This is a genomic window from Caballeronia sp. LZ029 (assembly GCF_031451275.1).
Classification (GTDB): Bacteria; Pseudomonadota; Gammaproteobacteria; order Burkholderiales; family Burkholderiaceae; genus Caballeronia; species Caballeronia jiangsuensis.
Genome location: NZ_JARUXO010000004.1, coordinates 275,609 through 288,455 on the forward strand (window position 1 = coordinate 275,609; position 12,847 = coordinate 288,455).

Annotated in this window: 15 protein-coding genes; 5 read left to right on the forward strand and 10 right to left on the reverse strand. The window is 65.2% G+C overall.

Annotated features, from left to right (window positions below):
* Positions 1 to 112 precede the first annotated feature (112 nt).
* From QCE73_RS27205 to QCE73_RS27225, 5 genes are all read left to right on the forward strand, one after another.
* The gene (locus QCE73_RS27205; RefSeq protein ID WP_309884392.1) at positions 113 to 1,540 is read left to right on the forward strand and encodes an aldehyde dehydrogenase family protein; all 1,428 of its coding nucleotides are present in this window, start codon (positions 113 to 115) and stop codon (positions 1,538 to 1,540) included.
* Positions 1,541 to 1,552: 12 nt separating this feature from the next.
* Positions 1,553 to 3,178, forward strand: coding sequence for a 3-(methylthio)propionyl-CoA ligase (locus QCE73_RS27210; protein WP_309884393.1), 1,626 nt, complete (start codon positions 1,553 to 1,555; stop codon positions 3,176 to 3,178).
* An 87-nt stretch (positions 3,179 to 3,265) separates the two neighbouring features.
* Positions 3,266 to 3,679, forward strand: a complete 414-nt coding sequence (locus QCE73_RS27215; protein ID WP_309884394.1) for a GFA family protein — start codon at positions 3,266 to 3,268, stop codon at positions 3,677 to 3,679.
* A 49-nt stretch (positions 3,680 to 3,728) separates the two neighbouring features.
* The gene (ribB, locus tag QCE73_RS27220) at positions 3,729 to 4,394 is read left to right on the forward strand and encodes a 3,4-dihydroxy-2-butanone-4-phosphate synthase (protein WP_309884395.1); all 666 of its coding nucleotides are present in this window, start codon (positions 3,729 to 3,731) and stop codon (positions 4,392 to 4,394) included.
* Between the two features lie 57 nt (positions 4,395 to 4,451).
* Entirely contained in the window at positions 4,452 to 5,576 is a 1,125-nt protein-coding gene (locus tag QCE73_RS27225) for a porin (RefSeq protein ID WP_309884396.1), read from the forward strand.
* A gap of 91 nt (positions 5,577 to 5,667) precedes the next feature.
* On the opposite strand, the gene QCE73_RS27230 is transcribed toward QCE73_RS27225, so the two are convergent.
* The 10 genes from QCE73_RS27230 to QCE73_RS27275 are packed head-to-tail and all read right to left on the reverse strand — an operon-like array spanning position 5,668 to position 12,846.
* Positions 5,668 to 6,690 (reverse strand): tetratricopeptide repeat protein, encoded by a 1,023-nt coding sequence (locus QCE73_RS27230; protein ID WP_309884397.1) that lies wholly within the window; start codon positions 6,688 to 6,690, stop codon positions 5,668 to 5,670.
* Positions 6,687 to 7,079 carry a cytochrome c-type biogenesis protein gene (locus QCE73_RS27235; RefSeq protein WP_309884398.1) on the reverse strand — a complete coding sequence of 131 codons (393 nt, stop codon included), beginning with the start codon at positions 7,077 to 7,079 and terminating at the stop codon, positions 6,687 to 6,689. The genes QCE73_RS27230 and QCE73_RS27235 overlap by 4 nt, the downstream gene beginning before the upstream one ends.
* Positions 7,072 to 7,611, reverse strand: a complete 540-nt coding sequence (locus tag QCE73_RS27240) for a DsbE family thiol:disulfide interchange protein (protein WP_309884399.1) — start codon at positions 7,609 to 7,611, stop codon at positions 7,072 to 7,074. Before QCE73_RS27240 ends, QCE73_RS27235 begins: the two co-directional genes overlap by 8 nt.
* Positions 7,608 to 9,578 carry a heme lyase CcmF/NrfE family subunit gene (locus tag QCE73_RS27245; protein ID WP_309884400.1) on the reverse strand — a complete coding sequence of 657 codons (1,971 nt, stop codon included), beginning with the start codon at positions 9,576 to 9,578 and terminating at the stop codon, positions 7,608 to 7,610. The genes QCE73_RS27240 and QCE73_RS27245 overlap by 4 nt, the downstream gene beginning before the upstream one ends.
* Complete coding sequence (gene ccmE, locus QCE73_RS27250; RefSeq protein ID WP_309884401.1) at positions 9,575 to 10,030, reverse strand: cytochrome c maturation protein CcmE; 456 nt, start codon at positions 10,028 to 10,030, stop codon at positions 9,575 to 9,577. The genes QCE73_RS27245 and ccmE overlap by 4 nt, the downstream gene beginning before the upstream one ends.
* The gene (locus tag QCE73_RS27255) at positions 10,027 to 10,167 is read right to left on the reverse strand and encodes a hypothetical protein (protein ID WP_309884402.1); all 141 of its coding nucleotides are present in this window, start codon (positions 10,165 to 10,167) and stop codon (positions 10,027 to 10,029) included. The genes ccmE and QCE73_RS27255 overlap by 4 nt, the downstream gene beginning before the upstream one ends.
* Positions 10,164 to 10,907, reverse strand: coding sequence for a heme ABC transporter permease CcmC (ccmC, locus tag QCE73_RS27260; RefSeq protein WP_309884403.1), 744 nt, complete (start codon positions 10,905 to 10,907; stop codon positions 10,164 to 10,166). Before ccmC ends, QCE73_RS27255 begins: the two co-directional genes overlap by 4 nt.
* 4 nt (positions 10,908 to 10,911) lie before the next feature.
* Positions 10,912 to 11,580, reverse strand: a complete 669-nt coding sequence (gene ccmB / locus QCE73_RS27265) for a heme exporter protein CcmB (protein ID WP_035502462.1) — start codon at positions 11,578 to 11,580, stop codon at positions 10,912 to 10,914.
* Positions 11,577 to 12,200 carry a cytochrome c biogenesis heme-transporting ATPase CcmA gene (ccmA, locus tag QCE73_RS27270; RefSeq protein ID WP_309884404.1) on the reverse strand — a complete coding sequence of 208 codons (624 nt, stop codon included), beginning with the start codon at positions 12,198 to 12,200 and terminating at the stop codon, positions 11,577 to 11,579. Before ccmA ends, ccmB begins: the two co-directional genes overlap by 4 nt.
* Before the next feature lie 40 nt (positions 12,201 to 12,240).
* Entirely contained in the window at positions 12,241 to 12,846 is a 606-nt protein-coding gene (locus QCE73_RS27275) for a NapC/NirT family cytochrome c (RefSeq protein WP_284509012.1), read from the reverse strand.
* Between the last annotated feature and the right edge of the window lies 1 nt (position 12,847).

Below are 12,847 nucleotides of genomic sequence, written 5' to 3' on the forward strand. Positions count from 1 at the left end.
ACCAAACAAAACTGTCTGCGTCACGAAGCATGCACGGCGAAAGCCGGGCAAGGCCTCGTGCGCTCTAAAGATTCGATATCTCGATAACCAGGTTAATTGAGGAGTAGGAACCGTGAAAATTTTCGATCGGGTTTATATCAACGGCAAATGGATCGACCCGCACGGTAGCGAATATGCCGATGTGACCAACGCGTCCACGGAAGACGTCATCGGACGCGTGCGCCTCGGCGACGCAACCGATGCCGACCACGCCGTGCGCGCCGCCCGCGCTGCGTTCGAACGTTGGTCGCAAACCACGCCGGGGCAGCGTGCCGAATGGATCGCCAAGATTGCACAGGGACTCGAAGCTCGCGCCGCGGAAGTGGCGCAACTCGTCAGCGATGAAGTCGGCACGCCGATCGGCTGGTCGCAGTTTGCGCAGACCGGCGCAGCGATCGGGCATTTCGCCGTGGCGGCGCAGTTGCTCGGCGGCTTCGAGTTTGCCGAAACCGTGGGCAATTCCGAAGTGCTGCGCGAACCGGTCGGTGTCGTGGCCTGCATCACGCCGTGGAATTACCCGCTCACCCTGATCGCGGCCAAGGTCGCGCCGGCGCTGGCCGCGGGCTGCACCGTCGTGCTCAAGCCGTCGGAAGTCGCGCCGCTCACGGCCTATCTTCTCGCCGACGTGATCCACGAGGCAGGCTTGCCGGCGGGCGTATTCAACATGGTGCCGGGTTTCGGTCCGGTAGTGGGTGAGGCGCTGGTGTCGCACCCCGAGGTCGACATGGTGTCGTTCACGGGCTCGACAGGCGCGGGCCGTCGGGTCACCGAACTCGGTGCGCAGACCGTCAAGCGCGTTGCGCTCGAACTGGGAGGCAAGTCCGCCGCGATCATCCTCGACGATGCCGATTTCGCCGCCGCAGTCCCCGGCGCGATCAACGCGTGCTTTCTCAACAACGGTCAGACCTGCTTTGCCCATACGCGCATGCTGGTGCCGAAAGCGCGCATGGAAGAGGTCAAGCAGATCGCCGCTCGATTGGTCGGCGGCATGAAAGTAGGCAGTCCCCTGAACGAACAGACCCAGATCGGCCCGGTCATCTCTGCTGTGCAGCGGCAACGCGTGCGGGACTATATCCGCAAGGGCATGGAAGAGGGCGCCGAACTCGTGAGCGGCGGTCCGGACGCGCCCGCAGGGCTGGAACGAGGCTTCTTCGTCAAGCCGACGGTGTTCGCGAACGTCACATCGAAGATGACGATTGCCCGGGAAGAAATCTTCGGTCCGGTGCTGAGCATCCTTGCTTATGAAGATGAGGACGATGCCGTGCGCATCGCCAACGACTCGATCTACGGCTTGAGCGGCGCGGTCTGGTCGGCCGATGTCGGGCGTGCGAAGCGCGTCGCGCGCCGTCTGCGCACAGGTCAGGTGGATATCAACGGGGCGCCGTTCAATCTGCTTGCGCCGTTCGGCGGCTACAAGCAGTCGGGCAACGGCCGCGAGTTCGGCAAGTACGGCCTCGAGGAATACCTCGAATTCAAGGCCGTGCAGTTACCCGTTCAGTGAAAGGACGATCTCATGTTTGGATCAATAATGGACCGACCGTTGCTGGTCTCGTCCCTGCTCGAGCACGCCGAGCGTCAGTTCGGGAATAGCGAAATCGTATCGCGTGAAGCGAGCGGCGCGTTACACCGGTACACGTTTGCCGATGCCGCGAAGCGAGCGCGACAACTGGCTCGCGCGCTCGCGCAGCTCGGGGTGAAGAATGGAAGCCGTGTCGCATCGCTGGCATGGAACGACCATCGGCACCTGGAAGCGTACTTCGGCGTGTCGGGCAGCGGTGCGGTGCTGCACACCTGCAATCCGCGCCTGCATCCGGAGCAGCTCGTCTATATCGTCAACCACGCGGAAGATGAAGTGCTGCTCTTCGACAGCGCTTTCCTGCCGCTGGTGGAGGCGATTGCGGCGCATTGCCCGACGATCCGCCACTACGTCTTGTTGGGTGGCCCGCAGGAGATGCCGAACGACGATCGTTTCCCGAATCTCGTTTGCTACGAGGACCTGCTGGCGGCATGTGAAGATGACTTCGTCTGGCCCGAACTCGACGAGCGCATGGCGAGCTCGCTTTGCTATACGTCGGGCACGACGGGCAATCCGAAGGGCGTGCTCTACTCACATCGCTCGACGATACTCCACACGTTCGCGGTCAGCCTGCCCGACACGCTTTCGCTCTCCGCGCACGACTGTCTCCTGCCGGTCGTGCCGATGTTTCACGTCAACGCATGGGGCATTCCCTACGCGGCCGCGATGAACGGCTGCAAGCTGGTGCTGCCCGGACCGAAGCTCGATGGCGCGAGCCTGTACGAGCTGATCGAGGGCGAAGGGGTGACATGCAGCGCCGGCGTGCCGACCATCTGGCTCGGCCTCACGCAACACATGGAGCAGCACGATCTCTCGCTTTCGACGATGAAGCGCACCGTGGTCGGCGGCTCGGCGATGCCCGAAGCACTGATTCGCACGTGGACACAAAAGTTCGGCGTCGAGGTGCGGCACGCGTGGGGGATGACGGAAACGAGCCCGCTCGGCACGCAGGGAAGCCTGCTGCCCAAGCACGCGAACCTGACGATCGAGCAGCAATGCGCGCAGCGCGCGAAGCAGGGGCGTGCGGTGTTCGGCGTCGAAATGCGGATCGTCGATGCAAGCGGCAACGAGCAAGCGCGCGACGGCAAGAGCGCCGGCGAGCTGATGGTTCGCGGACCGTGGATTGCCGCGGCGTATTTCAAGGGCGAGCAGTCGGTGTTGCGTGACGGCTGGTTTCCGACCGGAGATATCGCCACCATCGATGCCGACGGTTACATGCAGATCACCGATCGTGTGAAAGACGTCATCAAATCCGGCGGCGAGTGGATCAGTTCGATCGACCTGGAGAACGCGGCCATCGGACATGCGGCGGTGTCGATGGCGGCGGTGATCGGCGTCAAACATCCGAAGTGGGATGAGCGGCCGGTGATGTTCGTCGTGACGAAGCCCGGGCAGACCGTGGACAAGGCGGAGATTCTCGCTTACCTCGAGGACAAGGTCGCGAAGTGGTGGCTACCCGACGAAGTGATTTTCCTCGACGCACTGCCGATCGGCGCGACGGGCAAGGTACAGAAAATGGATTTGCGCCAGCAGTATGCGAACGTGCTGACGCGTTCGGCTTAATTAGTTTGCCTGCACGTTCTCGTGCGACGAGGCGGCTTTCACAACGGGCTGACGGCCGATGGCCATCAGCTTCCATCAGGAAAAAACATGAATGAGATCAAGGGTGGCTGCCTGTGCGGCAGCGTTCGCTATGAAACGGCGCAAGCGCCTCTGATGAGCGCGGTATGCCATTGCATCCATTGCCAGAAGCAGTCCGGCAGTGCGTTCTCGACCAACGTGGTCGTGCCTTCCGCGGGCTTCGAGATTGCGGCATCGACCCTCGCCACGTTCAATGACGTAGGCGAAAGCGGCGCAGGCGTCAAACGCCACTTCTGCCGGAACTGCGGCTCGCCGGTGTACACCGAACTGGACGCCAATCCGGATGTCGTCGCGATCAAGGCCGGTACGCTCGATGACCCTTCGTGGGTGCAGCCGCAAGTGCATATGTGGCGTTGTTCGGCGAAATCCTGGGGGCAGGTTTCCGAGGGCGCCGTTTGCTTCGATCGCAATCCCCCGGCCTGAATCCACAGCGCCGCGCGCACGCCAATCCAATTAATCAGGAATGCATGAGATGGAAATTGAAGAACTAGGATCGATCGATCGGATCGAGGATGCGCTGTCGGCCATCCGGCGTGGCTCGCTCGTCGTGGTGGTGGACGACGAAGATCGCGAAAACGAAGGCGATCTCATCATGGCCGCGGAACTCGCGACGCCGGAGGCGATTGCCTTCATGGTGCGCTGGACGAGCGGCGTGCTCTGCGTGGCGCTGTCGGGCGAGCGGCTCGACGCGCTGCAGATTCCGATGATGGTCGCGCGCGGCAACGATTCGATGCAAACCGCGTTCACGGTGACGGTCGACTACCGGCACGGCACGACCACCGGCATTTCGGCCGCCGACCGTGCAACGACGATTCGCGCGCTGGTCGATCCGCAGGCCCGCGCCTCCGATTTCAACCGGCCCGGTCATCTGTTCCCGTTGCGTTCGGTGCCGGGCGGCGTGCTGCGTCGCCCGGGGCACACCGAGGCGACGGTGGACCTGTGCGGACTGGCGGGTCTGCGCGACGGAGGCGTGCTCGCGGAAATCGTCAACGACGACGGCAGCATGGCACGTTTGCCGCAGTTGATTCGATTCGCACGCCTGCACGGCTTGCCGATCGTCTCGATTCGCGACCTGATCGCATACCGCAAGCGTTCGTATGAAGTGGCGACGAGCGAGTGCGAAGCCGTGGCTTCCTGATAGCGCGGCACGCCGTTAATGAAGTTTGATCCAAATACAAAGATATAAGGAGACGAGATGAATCTGAAATGGGTGGCTGCGGCCGCAGGCGTTGCAATCGGCAGCGCAGCACAGGCACAATCGTCGGTGACGCTGTATGGCGTGCTCGATGCCGGGTTGATGTATCAAAGCACATCGGCGGCATCGTTCAATCCGGCATCGAAGAATCTGGGCAAGCTGTATCGCTTCAAGGACGCCGGCATTTACTCGAGCAATTTCGGCTTGACCGGCACTGAAGATCTCGGTGGCGGCTATCGCGCGAATTTCAAGCTTCAGGGAACCTTCGATACCGGCACCGGCAAGGCCGGCATCACCGATACCCCGGGCGTCACGGGACTATTCAACCAGATCGCGAGTGTCGGCATATCGGGGCCGTTCGGATCGTTCAATGCCGGGCGCCAGATCGCGCCGCTCGCCATCGCGATGAGCGAGACCGATGTCCGCGGCGGCAGGTGGTTCGGAAGCATCCTCACGTCGTGGCTCGGCATGAACCAGGCGGGGGGCTGGACGGGCACAAGCACCAACGGGCCGATCGGCGCACTCTACGACAGCAACGCACTTATCTACGAATCGCCGAGCTTCGGCGGCGTGAAGGCTTCGCTCGAATACGCGCCCGGCGGCGTCGCGGGGAGCTTTCAGGGCAACACGCGCGAGTCGGCGGTGCTGAAGTACGCGAACTATGGACTGCGACTCGCGGCTGCCTATTACAACGGCCACGACACCAACCCCGGTCCGAACGCGGTGCCGACGGGTCTCGCCAACAATCGGCTCCTCTATCTCGGCGCGTTCTACACGCTGCATGACTTCTCGGTATCGGCGTCGTACACCAACGGCAAGAACCCGGCGCGCTCGAATCAGGTGAACATCGACATGTACACCTTCGGCCTCGGCTATCTGTTCACGCCCGCGTTCAGGGTGACGAGCGGCATCTACTACCTCAGGGACCGCAACAATTCGGCGAACAAGTCCATCGAAGTCGCGGCGGGGGGCGAGTACAGCCTGTCGAAGGCGACGTTGGTGTATGGAGAAGTCGGGCACGTGAACAACAGAGGAACGATGACCCAGACGATCGCTTACGGTCAGCCGGTCGCGCCTGGCATGGCGACGACGGCTGTCATGGTCGGTTTGCGTCAGAAGTTCTAGGCGCACGGTACGGTTTCGGCAACGATGATGCGGGTCACGTGACCCACTGGCCCCGCTTCACGACTTCACAAATCAAAAGCGATCGTCCCGCTCACCGCACCACATCACCGATCCTCACCTCGACAACCCCGGCCCCCTCCAACGACACGACCCCGCTCGACCCCGTCATATCGCCCGACGTCGGTCGCGCCTGTCCCGACGCCGAGACGCGCGCATCGATACTGACACGCGAGAAATCGGACAGCCGACGCCCCGGCGTCATCGACATGGAATCGTCGAGACGCACGGTCGCGGGCAACTGACTCACGCTCAGGCGCTGCACCGCGAGCGGCATGCGCGAACCATCGTTGGCGAGCGCGTAGACGAAAACCGTGTCGGTCGGACGAACGCGCTTTTCGAGTTCGTCGCTCAGACTCACACGCACATTCACCGACGCTCCCTTCGCGGCAAGCGCGCGCGTTTCGTCGATATTCTTCCGGGCCTGTTGCGCAATCTCCGGCGCCAGATCCGGCACATTCATCAACCTCTCCCAGTATCGGATCGCACCCGCGAAATCGCGCCGGTCGAATGCCGCCGACGCCGCCAGCGCCAGCGCTTTCGGCTGATTCGCGTCGATGGCGAGCGCGGATTCTATGACCTTCGACGTCGCGCCGTCGAGATTGCCGTCGTTCGCGCTTGCGATGGCGTCGGCGTAATCGGCGCGCAGTTCCGCGTCGCGCGGATTCAGTGCGACGGCGCGGCGGTACGCCTCGGTCGCGTCGCCGGGACGATCGAGCACCATGTAAGAGCGCGCGAGCATCGACCAGCCTTGCGCGTCGTTCGGATCTCGCTGCAATCGCGCAGCCAGAAGACTGACCGCCGCTTCCATCGATGCCGGCGTGTCCGCATGTTCGCGGGTCGGTGCGCTCGCCGCCTCCTGAATCGCGAGCGCCGCGGGATCGCCGATGCGCATGTACAGCGTCAGCGCCGACGCCGGCACGAGCGCGATCAGCAAGCCCGCGAGCGCCGCGTGCGACGTCCCGCGCCCCGAAGCCTGCCCGTGCAGCAGCGGCGGCACCACGCACGCGAGCGCGCCCGTCAACATCGCGGCGACGATCAGCCAGAACGCCATCATGGAGACAGACTCCTCTCGCGCCGGGCATTGCGCGCGCGTCGAACATGTCGCGCCATCGCGATCGCGCCCGCCGCCAGCACCGCGAACGGTCCGAACCACAGCGCCCATGTGACCGGCTTCACCGGCGGCCGGTAGAGAACGAAATCGCCATAGCGGCGCACCATGTAGGACTCGATCTGTTCGTCGCTCGCGCCGTGCTCCACCTGCTCGCGAATGCGCGCGCGAAGATCGGCGGCGAGACTCGCGTTCGAATCGGCGAGACTCTGGTTCTGACACACGACGCAGCGAAAATGCTCGGCAAGACGGCGCGCGCGCTCGTCGACGGGCGATTCCTGCGCATGAGCGCACGCCACGAGCGTGAGGAGCAGCAACGCGATCCGCCTAATCACGAGCGTTCTCCTTCTGCAACTTGCCGACGAGCGGCAGAATCACGCGCTCCAGCGACGCGCGGGTGATCGGCCCGGCCTGCCGGTATCGCACGACGCCCGCCCGATCGATCACGAACGTTTCCGGCACGCCATACACGCCATAGTCGATGCCCGTGCTGCCGTCGCGATCGACGAGCGTAGCGACATACGGATTGCCCGCCGTGTCCAGCCACTGCAACGCGGGCGCGCGCTCGTCCTTGTAGTTCAGGCCGTACACCGGCACCGCGCCGCTCGCCGCGACGTTCATAAGGACGGGATGCTCGTCGCGGCACGCCTCGCACCACGACGCCCACACGTTCAGAATCCACACCTGTCCGCGCAGCGCATCCGACGACATCTTCTGCCCGGACGTATCGAGGCGCGGCAGATCGAACGCGGGCGCGGGCTTGCCGATCAGCGCCGAAGGCAGCCGGCGCGGATCGTGTCTCAGGCCCGCCGCCAGCACCGCGACCAGGAGTCCCAGCACGGCGAGCGGGATCAGGAAGCGTTTCATCGTCCGGTCTCGCCGAGGGCTTGCGGCGTTTCGGCAGGCGTCGCCTCAGCGCGCCGGGATTGCGGCGCACGCTGCCGCATGTAACGCCGGTCCACCGCCGCGAGCAGGCCGCCGAGCGCCATCAGAATGCAGCCGCCCCAGATCCAGCGCACGAACGGCTTGATCTGGATGCGCACGGTCCACGCGTTGCCGCCCGCCGGCTGATCGAGCGCGACGTAGAGATCGCGCAGCACGCCTTGATCGATGGCCGCTTCGGTCGTCGGCGTGTTCGAGACGATGAACTCGCGCTTCTCCGGATGCAGCGTGGCGATGGCGCGGCCATCGCGCGTCACGCCGATGGTCGCGCGCGTCGCGCGGTAGTTCGGGCCGTCGCTCGCGCGAACATCGTCGAGACGGAAGCGATAGCCGCCGATATCGACGCTGTCGCCGGGCGCGAGCCGCGCATCGTGTTCGATGGAAAAGCCCTTGACCATCGTCACGCCGACGATGAACACGCCGACGCCCGCATGCGCGAGCCACATGCCGATGGTCGCGAGCCGCACGCGGCGCGCGCCGCCGGCGAATCGCTGGTACATGCCCGTCGCGATCGTCGCGAAGGTCCATGCGGCGAGCAGGAAGCCCAGGCTCACGAGCGGGCGCGACACGCCCGGCAGAAACGCCGACACGACGCTCACGAGCGCCGCCCAGCGCAGGCGCACCGCGATCTCCGGCAGCCGGGCCGCTTTCCAGCGCGCGAGCGGCGCGACGCCCATCAGGAACACGGCGGGCGCCATCAGCGGGACGAACACGCTGTCGAAGTAGGGCGCGCCGACGGAAATCTTGTCGAGGCCGAGCGCGTCGAGGATCATCGGATAGAGCGTGCCGAGCATCACCGAAGCGGCGGCCGCGAGCATCAGCAGATTGTTCGACAACAACAGCGCTTCGCGCGACACCGGCTCGAATCCCGCTGTCGACGATGCAGCGCGCGGCGCGCGCCAGGCGAAGAGTGCGAGGCCGCCGCCCGAAAAAAGCGCGAGCAGCACGAGGATGAAGACGCCGCGCGCGGGATCGGACGCGAATCCGTGCACCGATGTCACGACGCCCGAGCGCACGAGAAAGGTGCCGAGCAGCGACAGCGAGAACGCGCAGATCGCGAGCAGCGCGCTCCACGCGCGGAATGCGCCGCGCTTCGCGGTGGCGGCGAGCGAATGAACCAGCGCGGTGCCGACGAGCCACGGCATGAACGACGCGTTCTCGACCGGGTCCCAGAACCACCATCCGCCCCAGCCAAGTTCGTAGTACGCCCAGCCGCTGCCGAGCATGATGCCGAGCGTGAGAAACATCCATGCGGCGAGCGTCCAGGCACGCGATGCGCGCGCCCACGCGGCATCGAGCCTGCCGTCGAGGAGCGCCGCGATCGCGAATGCGAAAGCCACCGAGAAGCCGACATAGCCCATGTACAGCAACGGCGGATGAATCACCATGCCCGGGTCCTGCAGAAGCGGATTGAGATCGCGGCCGTTCATCGCGGGAGGCATGATGCGTGTGAACGGATTCGACGTCAGCAGCATGAACAGCAGGAAGCCCGCATCGATCCAGCTCATCACGCCGAGCACGCGGGCGACGAACGGCCGCGGCAGCCGGCAGCCGAACGCGGCGACGGCGATCATCCAGAGCGTCAGCAGAAGCACCCAGAGCAGCAGCGAGCCTTCATGGCCGCCCCAGACGGCGGTGAAGCGATAGATCGCCGGAAGCGCCGAATTGGAATTTTCGACGACATAGATCACCGAGAAATCGTCGTGCAGAAAAGACGCCGCGAGACAGGCGAACGCGATCGCGACGAAGCCGAACTGCCCGCACGCGGCGGGCGCGGCGACGCGCATCCATCGTTCGATGCCGAATCGTGCGCCGAGCATCGGCACGATGCCCGCGACGAGCGCGAGCAGCATCGCCAGAATCAGCGCGAAGTGACCGAGCTCGGGAATCATCGGCGCGCGCCCGGGTTCGTGTCCGCTGCCGCACGCACTTCGCGCAGCGCGCGTTCCAGTTGCGGCGGCGTGTACTTCTCGTCGTGCTTCGCGAGGACTTCGTCGGCGTGAAAGCGGCCATCGGCGCCGAGCGTGCCTTGCGCGACGACGCCGCTGCCTTCGCGGAAGAGATCGGGCAGCGCGCCCGCGTACGTGACCTCCACCGATGCGCGCGCATCCGTGACGACGAAGCGCACGGCACGTCCATCGCGATCGCGCACGAGCGAGCCGCGTTCGACGAGTCCGCCGAGCCGGAAGCGCTGTGTGCGCGCCGCTTCGTGCGTGGCGATCTGGCTCGGGCTCACGAAGAACATGACGTTGGCGCGAAACGCATCGAGTACGAACGCGCACGCGAGCGCGACGCTCCCGACGCCGAGCGCGATGAACGCGAAGCGGCGCTGCCGCGCTCTCATCGGCGTAACGCCGGTTCGCGCAGCGCGCGGAACACGAGCCAGGCTTCCGCGCCCATCAGCAGAAAAGTGATCGCGAGCGCGGCGCAGAGAATCGGATTCGCGGCGAGCATCGCGATGACGGCCTCGAACGTGCTCATGCGGCATGCTCCTCGATTCGCGACGGACGTTCATCGCCCGCAGGCACGCGATCCGCCGCGCGCATGACGACGCGCACGCGCGCGAGCGATATCGCGATCGCGTACGACCAGAATCCGGCGCTCATCACGACGATGCCCCATGCCATCGACGCGCTCATCGACACGCCGCTGCCGAAGCCGAGCGATGGCCCCTGATGCAGCGTGTACCACCACTGCACGGAAAAATAGATGATCGGGATATTCACGACGCCGATCAGCGCGAGCACCGAGCACGCGCGATCCGCGCGGCGCGCGCCGTCGATCGCGGCATGCAGCGCGAGAAAGCCCACATACAGGAAGAACAGGATCAGCTCGGACGTGAGCCGTGCGTCCCAGACCCACCACGTGCCCCACGTCGGCTTGCCCCACAGCGCGCCGGAAATCAGCGCGATCGCGGTGAAGAGCGCGCCGGTCGGGGCGAGCGCGCGCGCCATCATCGCGGAGAGGCGCGTGTTCATCGCGAGATGCAGCGCGCTGTATGCGGCCATCACGAGATAGATGAACATCGACATCCACGCGGCGGGAACGTGCACGAACATGATGCGGTAGATGTCGCGTTGCAGCGCATCGGCGGGCGCGATGGCGAGGCCGATGACGAGCCCCGTCGCGATCAACACAATGGACGCGATGCCGAACCACGGCGCCGCGCGCACGGCGAAGCGTTCGAAGTTGCGCGGAGACGCATAGCGGAACCAGTTCATGGCGCTATTCCATCGATATGCGCAGCGCCGCGGCGCTCGCCCACGGACATAGCCACAGCGCAAGACAGAGGGCCGCCGCGAGCAGCGAGAAATTCGCGTTCGACCATGCGATGCTCGCCGCCGGATCGGCCACGCCGACGCCGAACACGAGCACCGGCACGTAAAGCGGCAGGATCAACAGAGCGAGCACGACGCTGCCGCCGCGCACGCCGAGCGTGAGCGCCGCGCCCATCGAACCGATCAGCGACAGCAGCGGCGTGCCGATCAGGAGCGAGGCCATCAGCATGAGAATCGTGCGCGCATCGAGCCCATATTCGAGCGCGACGACCGGCGCGAGCACGACGAGCGCGAGACCCGTCGTGAGCCAGTGCGCGGCGATCTTGCCGAACACGATGCCCGCGAGAGGCTGCGGCGAAAGCAGCATCTGCTCCAGCGCACCGCTCGCGAAATCGTTGCTGAAGAGCTGGCCCGCCGAAAGCAACGCCGCGAACAATGCCGTGACCCACAGCACGCCCGGCGCGATCGCGTGCAGGAGCTTCGGATCGGGACCGATGCCGAGCGGAAAGAGGCTCGACGCCAATACGAAGAACAGCAGCACCGACAGCGTCAGCGTGCGCGAGCGCCAGTTCAGGCGCAGTTCACGGCGAATCACCTGAAGCGTCAGCCCGATCATGCCGCGCCTCGCGCGAGATGCAGATGCCGTGCGCGCGCGGCATCGACGGGCAACGGGCGATGCGTCGTCGCGACGAGCGTGCCGCCTTCCCGCAGATGATCGTCGATGCACGCGGCGAACCAGAGCGCGCCGCTGTCGTCGATGGCGTCGGTGGGTTCGTCGAGCAGCCAGAGCGGCTTGCCTGACAGCACGAGACGCGCGAGCGCGACGCGCCTTCGCTGCCCTTGCGAGAGCCGGTTGAGACGCGTGTGCATGAGCGGCAGCACGCCGGCGCGGTCGAGCACGTCGCGCTCGTTCCGGTGGGCCGCGCTCGCGCCGAGCAACGCGGCGAAACGCAGATTCTCCGCGACGGTCAGTTCACCGTTGAAGCCGTCCGCATGGCCGAGCCAGGCCAAGTCGCGGCGAAAGCGCGAAGGATCGTCGCGCACGTCGATGCCGCGCCACGACACGCGTCCCGCCGCGAGCGGCAGCAGGCCCGCGAGCGCGGCGATCAGCGAGCTCTTGCCGCTTCCGTTCGCACCGTGGATGACGAGCGCCGCGCCGCTATCGACACACAAATCCGCGCCGGCCACGATGGTGCGGCTGCCGCGTATCACGTCGAGTTGCCGGGCGCTGAGCATCGATGTTTCCTCTCTCCTCGAAGGCGTGGCCGAGCGTCGCTTACTTCTTCTTTCTGTCCTCGATCTCCTGAGCCTTCACCATGTTCGGCAATTCATGCGCGATACCCTTGTGGCAATCGATGCACGTCTTCTCGCCCGTCTCCAGGAAGCGCTGATGCGCCTCCTGCGCGCGCGGACTCTGGCGCGTGAAGTCCATGTACTGGAACGAGTGGCAATTGCGGCATTCGAGCGAATCGTTGGCCTTGAAGCGCGTCCATTCGTGCTCGGCGAGTTCGAGCCGCTTGTCGAGAAACTTCTCGCGCGTGTTCACCGTGCCAAATACCTTGGCCCACACTTCCTTCGACGCCTGCATCTTGCGCGCGATCTTGTCGGTCCAGTTGTGCGGCACATGGCAGTCCGAGCACTTGGCGTGCACGCCGGTGCGATTGCTGAAGTGGATCGTGTTCTTGAGCTCCGCATAGGTGTTGTCGCGCATCTCGTGACAGCCGGTGCAGAAGACTTCGGTGTTGGTGAGTTCCATCGCGGTATTGAAGGCGCCCCAGAAGATCACGCCCGCGACGAAGCCGCCCAGGGTCAGAAAACCGAGGCTGTAATACAGGCTCGGCCTTCGGATGGTGATCCAGTAGCGCTTGATCAGTGCCCACATG